The 18,452-nt window shown below is 34.0% G+C and carries 7 protein-coding genes; 2 read left to right on the top strand and 5 right to left on the bottom strand.

Translation table 11 applies throughout. The annotated features are described in order from the left end of the window. Window positions 1-308: 308 nt before the first annotated feature. Together istA and ACQH1W_RS01820 are read left to right on the top strand one after the other, a co-directional pair. Window positions 309-1,805, top strand: a complete 1,497-nt coding sequence (gene istA / locus ACQH1W_RS01825) for an IS21 family transposase (RefSeq protein ID WP_425360945.1) — start codon at window positions 309-311, stop codon at window positions 1,803-1,805. Continuing rightward, window positions 1,806-2,516, top strand: a complete 711-nt coding sequence (locus tag ACQH1W_RS01820) for an ATP-binding protein (protein ID WP_375332557.1) — start codon at window positions 1,806-1,808, stop codon at window positions 2,514-2,516. 297 nt (window positions 2,517-2,813) lie between these two features. Here ACQH1W_RS01820 and ACQH1W_RS01815 read toward each other — a convergent pair whose 3' ends face one another. The 5 genes from ACQH1W_RS01815 to ACQH1W_RS01795 form a co-directional block, all read right to left on the bottom strand. Continuing rightward, on the bottom strand, window positions 2,814-4,622 hold the full coding sequence (locus tag ACQH1W_RS01815) for an ABC transporter ATP-binding protein (RefSeq protein WP_375333151.1): 1,809 nt from the start codon (window positions 4,620-4,622) through the stop codon (window positions 2,814-2,816). Window positions 4,623-4,815: 193 nt separating this feature from the next. Next, the gene (locus ACQH1W_RS01810) at window positions 4,816-5,778 is read right to left on the bottom strand and encodes a TauD/TfdA family dioxygenase (RefSeq protein ID WP_375333152.1); all 963 of its coding nucleotides are present in this window, start codon (window positions 5,776-5,778) and stop codon (window positions 4,816-4,818) included. A 62-nt stretch (window positions 5,779-5,840) separates the two neighbouring features. Then, window positions 5,841-14,621, bottom strand: coding sequence for an amino acid adenylation domain-containing protein (locus ACQH1W_RS01805; protein ID WP_425361109.1), 8,781 nt, complete (start codon window positions 14,619-14,621; stop codon window positions 5,841-5,843). Continuing rightward, complete coding sequence (locus ACQH1W_RS01800) at window positions 14,588-16,849, bottom strand: AMP-binding protein (protein WP_425361108.1); 2,262 nt, start codon at window positions 16,847-16,849, stop codon at window positions 14,588-14,590. Before ACQH1W_RS01800 ends, ACQH1W_RS01805 begins: the two co-directional genes overlap by 34 nt. Then, on the bottom strand, window positions 16,846-18,438 hold the full coding sequence (locus tag ACQH1W_RS01795) for an MBL fold metallo-hydrolase (protein WP_375333154.1): 1,593 nt from the start codon (window positions 18,436-18,438) through the stop codon (window positions 16,846-16,848). Before ACQH1W_RS01795 ends, ACQH1W_RS01800 begins: the two co-directional genes overlap by 4 nt. Between the last annotated feature and the right edge of the window lie 14 nt (window positions 18,439-18,452).

Raw genomic sequence — 18,452 nt, 5'->3', positions numbered from 1 at the left:
TTGCACTAATGATTGACCATTTTTATGGATGTAATGCGGATCAAAGCCATATTGTTTGATAGCATTAATTACGGTAGCAGAATCTGCATCATTACTACCCCAAATCTTTTGCAGAGTATGAGCTTTTTGTTTAGCATTTAACGCCTTAACAGTATCACCAATTTGGAAGCTTGTAAATTGTAATGAACTATTGACCCATTTAGAGCAAGAATTGTAAAGAGAATTGACCCACCTAAAAAGAAATAGTAGCTCCTACATAAATTAATAATTTGTTAATAATATGTAGGAGTGTTTAGGGAGTGTTTATCGTGGAAACAATAGCAAAGATACGAAAAATGTATCATGTTGATGGCAAGGCAATTAGAGCAATTGCCAAAGAGCTTAATATATCAAAAAATACTGTTAAAAAAGTTATACGCAGTGATGCGACTAAGTTTGAATTAGCAAAATATACTAAAGTTAAGCCAGTTTTGGGTGAATATCTTGCGATATTGCATCAGCTATTAGCAGAGAATATAAAAGAACCAGCTAGGCGTAGAATGACTGCTAAGAAACTATATAAGCAGCTGAAAATATCAGGTTATCATGGTAGTTATGAATCTGTGAATTTAGTAGTAAGGAAATTTCGTAGAGAGAATGAAGCAAAATGGAAGCAAGTATTTATTCCACTAAATTTTGAAGCTGGAGAAGCGTTTCAATTTGATTGGGGAGAGGAAGAAATATGTTTAAATGGGGAAGTTACTAAAGTTAAAGCAGCAAGAATAAAGCTATGCTATAGTCGTTATTCTTTGGTAGTGGTTTATCCTAATGAGCAGCTGGAAATGGTTATGGATGGCCATGATCAAGCCTTCAAGTTTTTTGCTGGTTGTTGTAAGAATGGTATTTATGACAATATGAAGACGGCTGTTAAGAAAATACTTATCGGAAAAGATCGCATTTTTAACGAGAAGTTTGCCCAAATGGTCTCTCACCATTTATTTGAACCACTTGCCTGTACTCCAGCATCGGGATGGAAGAAAGGGCAAGTTGAGAAAGAAGTGGGAGACACTAGACGTAACTTTTTTACTCCAATATTGAAAGGAGATAGTTATGAAGCTATTAACATTCAGCTAAGAGAGATGTCTATAGAGTGGGCTAAAACTAAAAGACATCCTGAGTTTACAGAAAGAACAATTTTAGAAATATATGAGGAAGAGAAGGGATATTTAATAGGATATAGAGGGCAGTTTAGGGGTTATAGATTACATCCAACGACCGTATCACCTTTGAGTTTAATACAATACGACAGCAATATGTATAGTGTTCCGTGTGAATATGTGGGACTTAGTGTACAGATTAAATCCTATGCTTGGCAGATAGTAATTTTACATGAAAGCAAGATTATTGCAGAGCATGTTCGTAGTTTTAAACGCTATCAGAAGAATTATAATCCATGGCACTATATAGCAGCTCTAGAACGTAAACCCGGTGCTTTACGTAATGGTAAACCGTTCAAAGAGTTAATGAGTTTGTTACCTGAGATATTTGGCAAACTACGAAATAAGTTAGAGAGTTACAAAGATGGTGATAAACAATTTATAGATATCCTGCTACTTGTTAATAAGTATGGATTAGAAAAGGTAACAAATGCTTGTAACCTAACAATTGCTGCTGGTGGCTGTAGCTCTAAATTAGTTGAGCAATATTTGTTGCAACCAGCAATGAAACTAGATATCCAAGAGAGTGAGTTTATTCAGCTAAAAAATCCTCCTGATGCTGATTGTAGTATCTATAGCAAGTTGCATTTAACAACGGAGGTAAATTAAATGAAAGACTTAATATTGTTATTAGATAAATTAGGTTTAGTTGGTATGAAGATGCAGTTAGCTGAGTCAAGTAATTTAACAAATGATGTCCCTACTACTAGTGTGTATGATGTGTTAAAGAAACTTCTTGAAGCAGAGTGTGAATATAAAAAGTCACGTTCTCTGCATTATAGGTTGCAGTTAGCTAAGTTTCCAACCATAAAGTTACTATCAGATACATGCCAAGCTAAATTGGTTGAGAATATTGATATACAAAAAGTGATTGATAATCATCAAAATATCATGCTCATAGGTGGTTCTGGTTCTGCAAAAACTCATCTAGCAATTGGCTTGGCATTCACTGCCATTGAAAAAAGTTACAGGGTAATATTTTACACTTTAAATGAATTAGCTAGCCAATTGCTTAATGCTAGAACGCATAATTATGAAAGCAAATTCATCGATTCAATTAAGAGATTCCATTTGATTGTAGTAGATGAATTAGGCTATGTACCAATAAAAGCTGAGGCTAGATTCCTGTTATTTGAGCTATTTGCTAAATTATATGAGCAGACTTCAGTGATCATTACTACCCATTTGAGATTTGAAGAATGGGGTGATATGTTTGGTAATGCTAAGGCAACAAAAGTAATTATCGATAGATTAACACATCATTGTCAAATCATAGAAACTGGTAATAAAAGTTTTAGAGGAGGAAAAGATGTAAATTAGTAAAGAGCAATATTGTAATAAAAAAATTATCAACTGAGTATAGTTAAATATTATCTGAATCTGAATTTTAATAATGGTTAAAATCTGATCAAAAAACTATATTTCATTTTATTTTTTAGTATGGTTTGGTGGGTCAATAGTTCGTTACAATAGTGGGTCAATAGTTCATTACAATTTACACTGTTATGCGTAAATTACTAGCTTTTATGCACTCTATTGTAAAAAATAATTCTTCTTGCAATGAAAATTTATGTTAAGTTATTATTTTTTTATTGACTTCCATTACGGATGCTGAGGTTAATCTATACCAATTTTTCGGTAATTATAGTTGTTGCCACACATCTTTGGCAAAAAGCCACTTATTTGTGCATCCCATAATGTTTTGTATAAACCTTCTACAAGCATTAAATCCGCATGTTTTCCATCTTGTACGATTTTTCCTTTATCGAAAACAAGAATACGATCCATATGCAAGAGGGTGGACAGACGATGGGCGATTACAATAGTGGTCTTTTCTTGCATGAGACCTAGTAAACTTTCTTGAATTTTGCACTCTGTCATAGAATCAAGTTGGCTTGTTGCTTCATCCAAAATCAAAATCGGGGCGTTTTTTAAAATAGCTCTAGCAATAGCAATACGCTGGTGCTCTCCCCCGGAGAGTTTAATACCTCTTTCTCCTACTAAAGCTTGATAACCTTCTGGAAGATCACAAATAAATTCATGGGCATGAGCACGTTTTGCAGCTTCAATGACCTCACTATCAGAAGCATTCATCCTACCATAGCGAATATTTTCTATTAATGTGCGATTAAACAGTGATAGATCTTGAGGAATTATACCGATAGCTTGACGTAGTGATTCTTGAGAGATATCTCGAATATCTTGATTGTCAATTAGGATTTGACCTTGGGTGACATCGAATAATCTCAAGATCAGATTCACAAAAGTTGACTTACCACTCCCTGAATACCCAACTAATCCTAGTTTTTGTCTAGAGTGAATCTTGACAGATTTGTTCTCAAATATCGGTTTGGATACATTGTAGTAAAACTGAACCTTTTCAAAAAGGATATCTCCCTTTGTAATAACAATATCTTTAGCATCTTCTTTATCTTGAATCTCCAAGATTGAGTTGATAATATGGAGACCCTGTGTTACTTTTCCAAAAGATTTAGCGAACTCTCTTATATTGCGCGATAGGTTATTTAAACAATTAACAATAGAAATATTCAAGATCAGTATAAGTGCAAAATCACCAGAAGTAATAGTTTGGTTTTGAATACCGGTAATCAACCACCAAAAGCAGATAGATTGGAAAACAATGAAGGAACTTTTTTGAAATGTGTGCATTTTCATAAAGAACCAATCACGCACTTGTTCTGCTCTAACTGAATGTTGATAGGCTTCATTCAAATAGTTTGTCTCAAGTCTTTTGCCTCCAAAAATACGAACACTTCCTATGTTGCCAAGAATATCTACAATATTACCAATAACAGTTGAATGAACTTCTGCAGCTACGTGTGCTAATGCTTTGGCTTTTCCAGATAGTTTTATTGAGACAGTTAAAAATATCATAATCCAGAGAGTGAGACTAATAGCAAACTTTAAATCAACCAACCAAACTGTGTAGATAGCAATTGAGAGTGCCAAAACATGACTGAAAAATTGGTCAATAAGTGTATCTAAGATATTTGGAATGCCATTTGTTACATCATTAATTTTATTAGCAATGCTTCCGGAGAAATGATTTTGATAAAAGTTCTGTGAATGATTCATTATACGACCCATGAGTATAACCCCAATATGTTTTTTCAAATTGGGCTGAAAACACAAAAGAAGCCACTCGTAAAAACGAAATGTGGCAACAATAATAACTGACATTACAATATAAAAAATTGCCTGTGGTAGAAGAAAGTCAAATGCTTGTGATGGTAAAACTGTAGGAATTTTGTTGAGCATAACTTTAATTAAAGAGGGGCGTAATGACATATCAATTGCCCAAATGATAGCTACTAGAAACTGACCAGCTATAAAGCACCTGAAGGGCTTGATAGCATCTATAATAAAAAGCAAAATGAAGGCTTTGGTATTTTTTTGTGTAAACATTAATTTATTCTAAATTATCCTTTTCTATACTGCCAAATTGCATTGTTACTTGCTTTCAAGTCGGATTTCTACGACCAAATCTACAACATATCTCTACGAAATGCATATTTTCTATTGCACGATAGCATAAACTTACATGGCATATTTCAAATTGCTAACTCTGAATACCATTGATCCCCTGAACACATTGTCCTTATTTTAAACACGAGACTAAAATTTTTCTCTCACCAGTATAAGGCATTCTACCATGGCTCAAAAGAGTATTATCAATTAACAAAACGTCTCCCTCTACCCAGGAGAAAGATTCCGTATTATCGGCAACAACTGATATAATTGTATCTAAGTAATCTATCGGAATATCAGTATCATCCCCAAACAGCACATGTTGTGGGTAATCCAAGGGATTATCCCCATAAAGCATTTTCATATAACTAGCAAGATCCCTTGGTAGGTAGTGAGGATGAAATTGTGTTGCTTGATTGAACCAAACCTCTTCTTTTGTTATAGGATGCTTCAGCGTAACAGGTCCAATCTGAACAAGGCGTAATACATCGTTTTTGAACCATGTATAATTTATATCATTTTTTTTACAAAACTCATTTATTTTATCTTTATCGGATGTTTCAAATGTATCCTGCCATGATTTGCCAATTTTATTACCATTTTGAAGATTGCGGATATACTTTAGTCCTTTTTTTGAAAATTCATCTTTTATTTTTTCTGGTATTTGTGTCAGTATTTTTCTACAGTCAGCCAAAGGAGTTTCTCCACCGGTGAGTGATGGTTTTATACAACAAAATATAAGATACCTAGGTCGATGATTTGAATATGATAATTCATTATGTTGAGATATGAATACTTCACTCGGATATTCAGTTGACGTATATACAGAACTACTAATTTTTGTACGAGGTGAGTTACCATCTTTATAATCAACAATATTATTCTCAAAGTTTACACAAAGATTCTCAAATTTTTTTATTGAGTTAATATTTAGACCTCTGAACAATGAGCCTCCTTTGCAATAAAAATCATCAACAAGAGAGTCACTATTGTTTGTAAGAATATTATTAACGAAATCTATAAACTTTTCTGTTTGATTTGTTTGAATAAAATTAACGATTTTTATTTCTTTATCAGTTAAAGGATTATTCATTTTACCTCCTTAATATTAATATATGACTGTTTGTTTTTATTGGTTCGAAACCTTGTTATGTATTATGCCTCCGACATTTTGATGGAGAGGTTGTTTAATATTTTACCAATACTAATAATGTTATCTTCATGAAATAAAGTATAGTGGTTACCTTCAGCTTCATACACAACAACTTCTTTGGCAAATTTTCCCCATCCATAGTAATGATCAATTAAATCATTATCACTTTGTATATCCATATGGGAATTTATTTTAGCTTTTACTAAAGTTAGTTTGGAATTGTAGTTTTGTGTTATTTTATAATCAATCAGCAATTTAGAATTGCGATTTATATTAGGTTTATTACCTTGTTTTTTATTTAAAATTAAATTTTTTGTTCTATCTTTTTTAACTTGTGCGTGTCTATCTATTATAATTAAATTATCTACTTGGAGTAATTCATTAAGTAATATCGCTATTTCATAAGCAACAATACCACCAAATGACCACCCCCCAATGCTTATTGGTTTATACGAGTGGTATTTTTGATGATGTCTTTTTATAGATTCTGCATAGTAATTTATCATTTCATTTATGTTTGCAAACCCTGAGTGTTCTTCCCCTATGTAGGGGTCTTCAATCGCATATAGAGGATTCGCGAGTATATTTTTTAAATTAATGTATGGGTGTATTATGCCTATTCCTTCGTGTATGAGGTATAAAGGAGAATTATAAGCTTCATCTATCTCATCTGTAATTTTAAATATAATTCCTTCACTTTTGCTATTTATTAATAATTTTGAATATTTAGAAAGTTTTTCTAAGTTTTTAGAGAATGATTTTAATGTTGAATGTTCAAATATATCTTCCAATGGAACTTCTATTTTTTCATCTCTTCTTATTTTTGAAATAAGCAAGATGGCTACTAATGAATGTCCACCAAGATTAAAGAAGTTATCATTTCTGCCAACCTTCTCAATCTTTAGTAGCTCTTGCCAGATTACAGCAAGTTTTTGCTCTAATAAACCCTCTGGTGCTTGATATAAACCAACACCCTCTCTTCTTGGAACTGGAAGTGCTTTTCTATCTAACTTCCCATTCTGTGTTAAAGGAAACTCATCTAATATCACTATTTGAGATAATTGCATGTAATCTGGGAGAGACTTAGCTGTTAGCTCTCGTAAGCTCTCGATTAATTCTTGTTCTGCTTCATCTTTAGTTGAAACTTCTTTGAGTACCACATAACCAACTAATCTCTTTTGACCTACAATATCTTCCCTAGCCAAAACTACTGCTTGCTTGATTCGGTTACTTTGAGAAAGTATGCTCTCTATCTCCCCTAGCTCTATCCTAAAGCCCCTTATTTTAACCTGATGGTCTATTCTTCCTATAAACTCTATGTTGCCATCTGCTAAGTATCTCCCTAAGTCTCCTGTTCTATATAGCCGACTACCCATCTCTTCTTTGTTTCCATAAGGATTTGCTATGAACTTTTCTGATGTTAAGCCGGGCTTACCTACATAGCCCCTAGCAAGACCTACTCCTCCTATACATATCTCTCCTGTTGTTCCTATTGGTACTTGGTTTAGATTGCTGTCTAATATGTGGATTTGGGTGTTGTGGATTGGTCGACCTATAGTATTTGGAGAGTATGCTTGAGTAGTATAGAGGAATGAGGAGGCATATACTGTAGATTCTGTAGGACCATAAGCATTAATTAAAAACTTATATTGATGCCATTTATCTACCAAATCTTTAGATAATGCTTCTCCTGCTACCACAATTGTTTCAATGTTTATCATATCTTGAGGACTGAGATTATTTAAAAAGCTTGGAGGAAAAGTAGTCAGGTTAATCTTTTGACTATTCACAAAATTGATAAAAAGATTTCTATCGATCAAAGTTTCTTTTGATACTAAATGTAAAGAAGCTCCTTTGATAATAGTTGTAAAAATTTCTGATACATGTACATCAAAACTTGGAGATGCAAATTGGAGTACTCGAGTTTTTTCTTTAATGGTAAATATGTTAATTTGAGTCCTTACTAAATTAGATAGTCCATCATGCCTAACTCCAACCCCCTTAGGCTTACCTGTACTTCCTGAGGTATAGATGATATAACACAAACTATCAGCTGGTATTTGGATGTTTGGATTTGTATCAATCTCTGATTGAAGACTTTTGTTGAGTGATTCTCCATCAAGACAGATAATCTTGATATTCTTGAGATACGGATTGCTGGATATTGAAGCTACAGATTTACCCTCATTGTTTAAGTGGATTTTACTTAAATCAAGACTATCTCTTATCTCTTTTGTTGTTAACAATATAGAGGTCTTACCGTCCTCAAGCATATAATGAATTCGCTCAGTTGGATATTCAGGGTCAATAGGTACATAGATTCCGCCTGATTTAAGTATTGCTAGTAAACCAATTATCATCTTTGGGCTTCTTGGAGTAGATATCGCTATCGCTGTCTCTAAGCCGACTCCTTGCTTGACTAAATAATGAGCTAATTGATTAACCCTTTGATTTAGCACTCTATAACTGATTTGTTGATCTTTGTAAGTGATTGCTATCCTATCTGGACTTCTCCTCACTGATTCTTCAAACAATTGATGAATCGTCTTGTCTTTTGGATATTCATACTTTGTTTCGTTCCAGGTCTGAAGCTTTGTTAGTTCTATCTCATCTAAAATCAATATATCAGATAATCTCTTATCTTGGTTCTGGATAATTTCATCAATGAAGCTTGTATAGTAATTGCATAACCTCTCGATAGTCTCTTGTTTAAATAGATCACTAGCATATTCAAATCTTAAGTTTAATCCTTCCTGTGTTTCTGTTATGTTTAAAGTTAAATCAAACTTAGCTTGTCTATTATTTGTTCCTATCCCCTTTGCTTTGATATCACCGAATCTTAATTCTCCCTGCTTATTGTTCTGCAGAATAAACATTACCTGGAAGATCGGATGTCTACTTAGGTCTCTTGGTGCGTTTAGGTACTCAACTAATTGCTCAAATGGAATATCTTGATTTGAATAAGCTCCTAAAGTTGTTTGTTTTACTTGCGATAATAACTCTTTGAAAGTTGGGTTATGCTCTGTACTAGCCCTGAGAACTAATGTATTTACAAAGAATCCTATTAAACCTTCCGTATCCTGCATTCTCCTACCAGCTATTGGTGTGCCTATCACTATATCTGTTTGATTACTATACTTGCTCAATGTTCCTTGAAAGGCTGACAATATAGTCATGAACAAGGTTGTACCATTATCCTTGGATATTGCATTAAGAGAATCAACGACTTCTTTGTTTAACTGGAAACTATAACTACTTCCTTTGTAACTTTGTTGTTTTGGTCTTTGATAGTCTGTGGGTAATTCTAGCATTGATATATCAGCTAGTTGTTCTTGCCAATACCCAAGCTGCTTCTTTAAAACATCACCGGTTAACCAACTTCTTTGCCAGATGCTAAAATCAGCATATTGAATAGGTAGGGGCAGTAAATTTGCCTCAATACCTTGTTTGTAAGCAAGATATAACTCACTGAGCTCTCTATTCCAAATACTTGCTGACCAACCGTCACTTATTATGTGATGGAAGATTATTAAGAGAATATATTCTCCATTGAACTTGATTAAACTTCCCTTGCATAATGGTGTCTTCTCAAAATCAAAGGGACTTGTTGATTCTTGAGTTAAATAATCATCCAATTCTTCCTTTGTGTCTAGACTTAGCTCTATTAGATTAAATGGTGTATCTTCATTTAAGATAAGTTGAGTCCCAAGACCCTCTTTGCTGATTATCAATGTCCTTAATATCTCATGGCGTCTGACCATATGATTTAAAGCTTTTCTTAAGGCTGAGACATCTAATTCTCCAGCTAGTCTTACTGCTCTTGGAATATGATAGAGTCCATTGCCTGTTACCAATTGATCAATAAACCACAGTCTTTGCTGAGCAAAGGATAATGGTATAAGCTGATCTCTACTTACTCTCTCGATTGGTGGTAATGAATCTTGAGATAGATATTTATCTGTTAGGCTTCTTGCAAACTCTTGTAATGTTGGATGCTGGAATATTGCCTGTAATGGAATTTCTATCTTTTGTTCATTTCTTATCTTGGCAATTAATTGCGTAGCTACTAATGAATGTCCACCAAGATTAAAGAAATTATCATTTCTGCCAACCTTCTCAATCTTTAGTAGTTCTTGCCAAATTACAGCAAGTCTTTGCTCTAATAAGCCCTCTGGTGCTTGATATAAACCAACACCCTCTCTTCCCTCTAGAGCTGGAAGTGCTTTTCTATCTAACTTCCCATTCTGTGTTAAAGGAAACTCATCTAATATCACTATTTGAGATAATTGCATGTAATCTGGGAGAGACTTAGCTGTTAGCTCTCGTAAACTCTCGATTAATTCTTGTTCTGATTCTTCTGCTTTATCTTTAGTTGAAACTTCTTTGAGTACCACATAACCAACTAATCTCTTTTGACATGCAATATCTTCCCTAGCTAAAACTACTGCTTGCTTGATTCGGTTACTTTGAGACAGTATGCTCTCTATCTCCCCTAGCTCTATCCTAAAGCCTCTTATTTTAACCTGATGGTCTATTCTTCCTATAAACTCTATGTTGCCATCTGCTAAGTATCTCCCTAAGTCTCCTGTTCTATATAGCCGACTACCCGTCTCTTCTTTGTTTCCATAAGGATTTGCTATGAACTTTTCTGATGTTAAGCCGGGCTTACCTACATAGCCCCTAGCAAGACCTACTCCTCCTATACATATCTCTCCTGTTGTTCCTATTGGTACTTGATTTAGATTGCTGTCTAATATGTGGATTTGGGTGTTGTGGATTGGTCGGCCTATAGTATTTGGAGAGTATGCTTGAGTAGTATAGAGGAATGAGGAGGCACATACTGTAGATTCTGTAGGACCATAAGCATTAATTAAAAACTTATATTGATGCCATTTATCTACCAAATCTTTAGATAATGCTTCTCCTGCTGCCACAATTGTTTCAATGCTTATCACATCTTGAGGACTGAGACTATTTAAAAAGTTTGGAGGAAAAGTAGTTAGGTTAATCTTTTGACTATTCACAAAATTAATAAAAAGATTTCTATCGATCAAAGTTTCTTTTGATACTAAATGTAAAGAAGCTCCTTTGATAATAGTTGTAAAAATTTCTGATACATGTGCATCAAAACTTGTAGATGCAAATTGGACTACTCGAGTTTTTTCTTTAATGGTGAATATATCAATTTGAGCCATTACTAAATTAGATAGTCCCTCATGCCTAACTCTAACCCCCTTAGGTCTACCTGTACTTCCTGAGGTATAGATGATATAACACAGACTATCAGCTGGTATTTGGATGTTTGGATTTGTATCTTTCTCCAATTGAAGACTCTTGTTGAATGATTCTCCATCAAGACAGATAATCTTGATATTCTTGAGATACGGATTGCTGGATATTGAAGCTACATTAGATTTACCCTCATTGTTTAAGTGGATTTTACTTAAATCAAGACTATCTCTTATCTCTTTTGTTGTTAACAATATAGAGGTCTTACTGTCCTCAAGCATATAATGAATTCGCTCAGTTGGATATTCAGGGTCAATAGGTACATAGCTCCCGCCTGATTTAAGTATTGCTAGTAAACCAATTATCATCTCTGGGCTTCTTGGAATAGATATCGCTATCGGTGTCTCTAAGCCGACTCCTTGCTTGACTAAATAATGAGCTAATTGATTAACCCTTTGATTTAGCACTCTATAACTGATTTGTTGGTCTTCGTAAGTGATTGCTATCCTATCTGGACTTCTCCTCACTGATTCTTCAAACAATTGATGGATTGTCTTGTCTTTTGTATATTCATACTTTGTTTCGTTCCAGGTCTGAAGCTTTGTTAGTTCTATCTCATCTAAAATCAATATGTCAGATAATCTCTTATCTTGGTTTTGGATAATTTCATCAATGAAGCTTGTATAGTAATTGCATAACCTCTCGATAGTCTCTTGTTTAAATAGATCACTAGCATATTCAAATCTTAAGTTTAATCCTTCCTGTGTTTCTGTTATGTTTAAAGTTAAATCAAACTTAGCTTGTCTATTATTTGTTCCTATCCCCTTTGCTTTGATATCACCGAATCTTAATTCTTCCTGCTTATTGTTCTGCAGAATAAACATTACCTGGAAGATCGGATGTCTACTTAGGTCTCTTGGTGCGTTTAGGTACTCAACTAATTGCTCAAATGGAATATCTTGATTTGAATAAGCTCCTAAAGTTGTTTGTTTTACTTGCGATAATAATTCTTTGAAAGTTGGGTTATGTTCTGTACTAGCCCTAAGAACTAATGTATTTACAAAGAATCCTATTAAACCTTCCGTATCCTGCATTCTCCTACCAGCTATTGGTGTGCCTATCACTATATCTGTTTGATTACTATACTTGCTCAATGTTCCTTGAAAGGCTGACAATATAGTCATGAACAAGGTCGCACCATTATCCTTGGATATTGCATTAAGAGAATCAACGACTTCTTTGTTTAACTGGAAACTATAACTACTTCCTTTGTAACTTTGTTGTTTTGGTCTTTGGTAGTCTGTGGGTAATTCTAGCATTGATATATCAGCTAGTTGTTCTTGCCAATACCCAAGCTGTTTCTTTAAAACATCACCGGTTAACCAACTTCTTTGCCAGATGCTAAAATCAGCATATTGAATAGGTAGGGGCAGTAAATTTGCCTCAATACCTTGTTTGTAAGCAAGATATAACTCACTGAGTTCTCTATTCCAAATACCTGCTGACCAACCGTCACTTATTATGTGATGGAAGATTATTAAGAGAATATATTCTCCATTGAACTTGATTAAACTTCCCTTGCATAATGGTGTCTTCTCAAAATCAAAGGGACTTGTTGATTCTTGAGTTAAATAATCATCCAATTCTTCCTTTGTGTCTAGACTTAGCTCTATTAGATTAAATGGTGTATCTTCATTTAAGATAAGTTGAGTCCCAAGACCCTCTTTGCTGATTATCAATGTCCTTAATATCTCATGGCGTCTGACCATATGATTTAAAGCTTTTCTTAAGGCTGAGACATCTAATTCTCCAGCTAGTCTTACTGCTCTTGGAATATGATAGAGTCCATTGCCTGTTACCAATTGATCAATAAACCACAGTCTTTGCTGAGCAAAGGATAATGGTATAAGCTGATCTCTACTTACTCTCTCGATTGGTGGTAATGAATCTTGAGATAGATATTTATCTGTTAGGCTTCTTGCAAACTCTTGTAATGTTGGATGCTGGAATATATTATCAATAGGTACTTCTATATCTTCTTCACTTCTAAGCCTTGCTATCATTAGTAGAACATTTAATGAATGTCCACCAAGATTAAAGAAGTTATCATTTCTGCCAACCTTCTCAATCTTTAGTAGTTCTTGCCAAATTACAGCAAGTCTTTGCTCTAATAAACCCTCTGGCACTTGATATAGACCAACACCCTCTCTTCCCTCTGGAGCTGGAAGTACTTTTCTATCTAACTTCCCATTCTGTGTTAAAGGAAACTCATCTAATATCACTATTTGAGATAATTGCATGTAATCTGGGAGAGACTTAGCTGTTAGCTCTCGTAAGCTCTCGATTAATTCTTGTTCTGCTTCATCTTTAGTTGAAACTTCTTTGAGTACCACATAACCAGCTAATCTCTTTTGACCTACAATATCTTCCCTAGCTAAAACTACTGCTTGCTTAACTCGGTTACTTTGAGACAGTATGCTCTCTATCTCCCCTAGCTCTATCCTAAAGCCCCTTATTTTAGCCTGATGGTCTATTCTTCCTATAAACTCTATGTTGCCATCTGCTAAGTATCTTCCTAAGTCTCCTGTTCTATATAGCCGACTACCCGTCTCTTCTTTGTTTCCATAAGGATTTGCTATGAACTTTTCTGATGTTAAGCCGGGCTTACCTACATAGCCCCTAGCAAGACCTGCTCCTCCTATACATATCTCTCCTGTTGTTCCTATTGGTACTTGGTTTAGATTGCTGTCTAATATGTGGATTTGGGTGTTAGATAATATATGGGTGCTATATTCTTCTGTATTGTTCTTATCAAAGTCTCTATATATAACAGACGTTGCTTCCGTAGCTCCATAACAGTCTAACAGATTGATAATTGATGTGTTTGTCTCAAACAGCTCTTTACTTAAACTAACATTAAAGTATTCTCCTGTTACCTTAAGGCTTTTAATCTTTAGAGTTTTTGTTTTTATACCTTGTGCGTATTGAATATCTTCTTTTGTTATATCTATTAGATTGCTAAGTATTGATGGAGTTATGGTTGCCCTCTCTACTCCATGTAAACTCCATATATTTGTTGCTTCCTCAATATTTTTACTTACTACTTCTTTGTAAAGAACTAATTTAGAATTGCTTGTTAAAATACTAAAGATATCCCATGTTGCATCTACAAAGACCGAGTTAGATTGTACACATCCTATAGTATTATCCCATGCGACAACTAAAGAGTTTGGATAAAATAATCTATTTACCATTCCTCTATGAATGCAAGTAATACCCTTAGGTCTACCTGTACTTCCTGAGGTATAGATGATATAACACAGACTATCAGCTGGTATTTGGATGTTTGGATTTGTATCTTTCTCCAATTGAAGACTCTTGTTGAGTGATTCTCCATCAAGACAGATAATCTTGATATTCTTGAGATACGGATTGCTGGATATTGAAGCTACATTAGATTTACCCTCATTGTTTAAGTGGATTTTACTTAAATCAAGACTATCTCTTATCTCTTTTGTTGTTAACAATATAGAGGTCTTACTGTCCTCAAGCATATAATGAATTCGCTCAGTTTAATACCCTTAGGTCTACCTGTACTTCCTGAGGTATAGATGATATAACACAGACTATCAGCTGGTATTTGGATGTTTGGATTTGTATCTTTCTCCAATTGAAGACTCTTGTTGAGTGATTCTCCATCAAGACAGATAATCTTGATATTCTTGAGATACGGATTGCTGGATATTGAAGCTACATTAGATTTACCCTCATTGTTTAAGTAGATTTTACTTAAATCAAGACTATCTCTTATCTCTTTTGTTGTTAACAATATAGAGGTCTTACTGTCCTCAAGCATATAATGAATTCGCTCAGTTGGATATTCAGGGTCAATAGGTACATAGCTCCCGCCTGATTTAAGTATTGCTAGTAAACCAATTATCATCTCTGGGCTTCTTGGAATAGATATCGCTATCGGTGTCTCTAAGCCGACTCCTTGCTTGACTAAATAATGAGCTAATTGATTAACCCTTTGATTTAGCACTCTATAACTGATTTGTTGGTCTTCGTAAGTGATTGCTATCCTATCTAGACTTCTCCTCACTGATTCTTCAAACAATTGATGAATCGTCTTGTCTTTTGGATATTCATACTTTGTTTCGTTCCAAGTCTGAAGCTTTGTTAGTTCTTGCTTTGTATTTAATGTAATATTGCCTATTAAATTATTTTCTGTGTATGCATTTGCTAATTTTACTATATAATTAGTTATGTTATTTAGAATTTTGTTGTCTTGCTTCGTCGTTGCTATAACATCTATATATTTACGCTTCTTATCTAATACAAAACGAATCTCTTTAGGGTTTAATTTTTTATATTTGCTTTTATTATAAGCATTATCGATATCCGAAATTATTTCTATATTGCCACTGTAGGATAACTCATATCCTACATCAACACTAAGTTGCCTACTGTCATTTTTTGCGATAACTAGCTGCTTTGCCACACTAGCTATTATATCTTTGATTGTATTTTGTGGATTTATGGGGGTATTTATTATTTTTCCAACACACAAACCTTTGCTTTTAATTATTTGTTGTGTTGTATCTGAGTCTATGTACTTGAAGATTATCTCATTCGCTTGTGCTAACTTACATAAATAAATTAATATATATCCTATCAATTCCTCTTCTTTTCTTTCTTGTATAAATTCAATTCTTTTTACGACACTTTTACTACCCCCGCTCCATGGAAGCTCTAATGCTCCAACCCCTTGCAGTCTATCTTGCCAATACTTTCTATCTCTATCACTTAATGCAAGATAATCAGTAAAATACTGTAGACTTTCTTTATCAAATACTGGCAAACAATCTCCTTGTTTAATACCATATAAAATGTTTAAATCTTCTAATAAAATTTTTCTGCCATCTCTTGAATATAAATCTTTAATTCTTATCAGACCATTCGCACAAGATATTACTAGGCCATTAGAGTTTAGATTGATTATTTCTCCTATTTGATTTTCATGTTTCTCATCATTCTGCATTAAACAATTCAGAGATACTGGATATAAAACCTCGTTATCGGGCAGCAATATCTTCAGCTTACTTAAAAGATTAGGATGACCTCCAAAATCTAATGCTCTTGATAATCTTTCTAAATAAGATATATCTTGCTTCCAGTCTATAACCCCTCCTCCAAAAGGCTTCTTGTTAGATGCAAAAAAACTTCTTTTGGATAAATCTTGTTGAATTTTATCTATTTTATTATGCTTTATATCATATAAAAGACTTTTAAATTCCCTAGTAGCATACTCATAGCATCGTAAGGTTAGGGTTAAAGCTGTGTCATCTTCATTAATATAAAATATGCCTTGCCTGATAATATCTCCAGCATCAACTTGGTGCGTCATTTCATGCCAAGTTACTCCATGAGTTTTTTCTTGATTTAAAATAGCCCAGGATATTGCATTCACTCCCGCATATCTTGGTAAGGGTGCACTATGGTAATTAATTGCAGAGAACCTAGGAAACTGTAGGATAGAATTTGGAAGAATTTGACTATTTACAATGCTAAATAGATAATCAAATTCCTTATATGGATCCAGTTCTCGAAATTCTAAAAGAGAGCCAAGAATAGGAATATTATTCTGCTTTGCCCATCGACATGTCTCGTGGTGAGTAGAAATAATCCCTAAAAGTTGATAAACATCCTTGATGAGCTCTATAGCACATTGAAGACCAAGACTTGTTTCGCTAATAATATAGCAGCTAAACGATTTTTTCATTTAATAACCCACTCCTTTCTACCAAACAACCTTTCTGACTCAATGCCATTCTCTTTACATACTTGAATGAATTTGTCTGATTCTACAATCTGAGGAGAGTCCGGCGAGAACTTTAAGGCCATCATATAACTGAGCCACGCTTCTTGTCCCATTGCATAAACATAGGCTGCTTTGCAGTTTGATTTTTCTGCAATTTTCCATGCTTTCTCGAAGTTCGACCCAGATAATGTTCTATTTCTGTTGTAGGTTCTTTTTAGAGGAGTGTTAAGGAGTGGGTCATATAGCCAAGTTAAAGGAGCCCCGTCACATTCCATACCTAAAAATAACATGTCAATTGGTTCTATATAATTAAATATATGATCATAAAGTGATGCATCTAAGTTGTTGGAATCTGCGGCAAATAGAAATTGTTTGTCTTTAAGTTTTACACAATATGATAATTTTGATTGGATATTAAGGTCGGAGTGTTCTCCTAAGAACGGAAGAGCCATTATTTCTGCGTCTTCGAGAGTAATTATCTCTATTTCTTTTAATTCAAGAAGAGATGCAAAACCAGTATGTTTTAAGATTAATTTTATGGAAGTATCTTCTAAAACACCTGCATGATTTGCTGGAAAGACGATGTTTCCTATTTTATGTCTTAATTGCAAGAGTGTCTCAAACATTATGTGGTCTTGACGATTATGGATAATCACTACGTAATCAATATGATTTGGAAGATCAGAGAGAGTATATCTTGGTACTTCATTTGTTTGGATAGGATAGGTTATAACTGGATCAAAAAGGACAGATATAGATTTTGTTTGTACTAAAACACAAGCATGACCAAAATATCTAAGGCGTATTCCTTCACCTTGGTAATTACGGTCATCAGCTATTAAGGGCGGAGTCGTGGTAAAAAAGGATTGAAACAACTGTTGTTTTGACTCTGAAATCTCAAACAAAGGCTGAATTTTATCCAAGTTCTGTGGCTCTTCTTTCATTTTAAAAAGTCTATCAAATTTAGTATCAGAGAAAGGTATATTCAAATATACTTCATCTTTTTGATCGAGGCGAGGCGTGCTTAAAACAAATTTTCTAAAATCACTATTTGTCTCTGAAATAGCTATTCGTTGGCTTTGAGTGGAATAATAGTTTTTATAGATAAAAGGCTCAATTAAGCGAATGGAAGGGTGGTTATTCAAATCATATACAAATTCAATCAATCCTTTTAAAGGAGTAGGTATGCGGTCATAATAAGGATATAGAGAGTCCCTTTGAGCTTCTGATTGCAGAACTCTATCCAATTCTTTAAAAGTATCATTTAGAAGTATGAGTTGCTCACAATCTTTTTTAGTTTGATTGATTAGCTCTTTTATTTCGTCTACTTTTTGACCATCTAAATCAATAAATAGTCCACCTAATAACTTAGGATATTTAACAGCCTTGGAATGAATTTGAGGGTTTTGAACATAAGATTGCATTATTCTCAAATGACGCTCAACAATATTGCATCCAGCATTAATAGGGGGAATTAGATGAGACCTGGCATACCATCGCCAAATTAGAGGTTCAGCTTTGATGGTAGATTTTAGGTAGTGTAGGGTCATAACTTAACTCCTTT

The organism is Candidatus Tisiphia endosymbiont of Stenodema calcarata (genome assembly GCF_964030695.1).
Taxonomy (GTDB): domain Bacteria; phylum Pseudomonadota; class Alphaproteobacteria; order Rickettsiales; family Rickettsiaceae; genus Tisiphia.
Note: the sequence above shows the minus strand (reverse complement) of the source record. Positions and strands in the feature narration are given on the sequence as shown.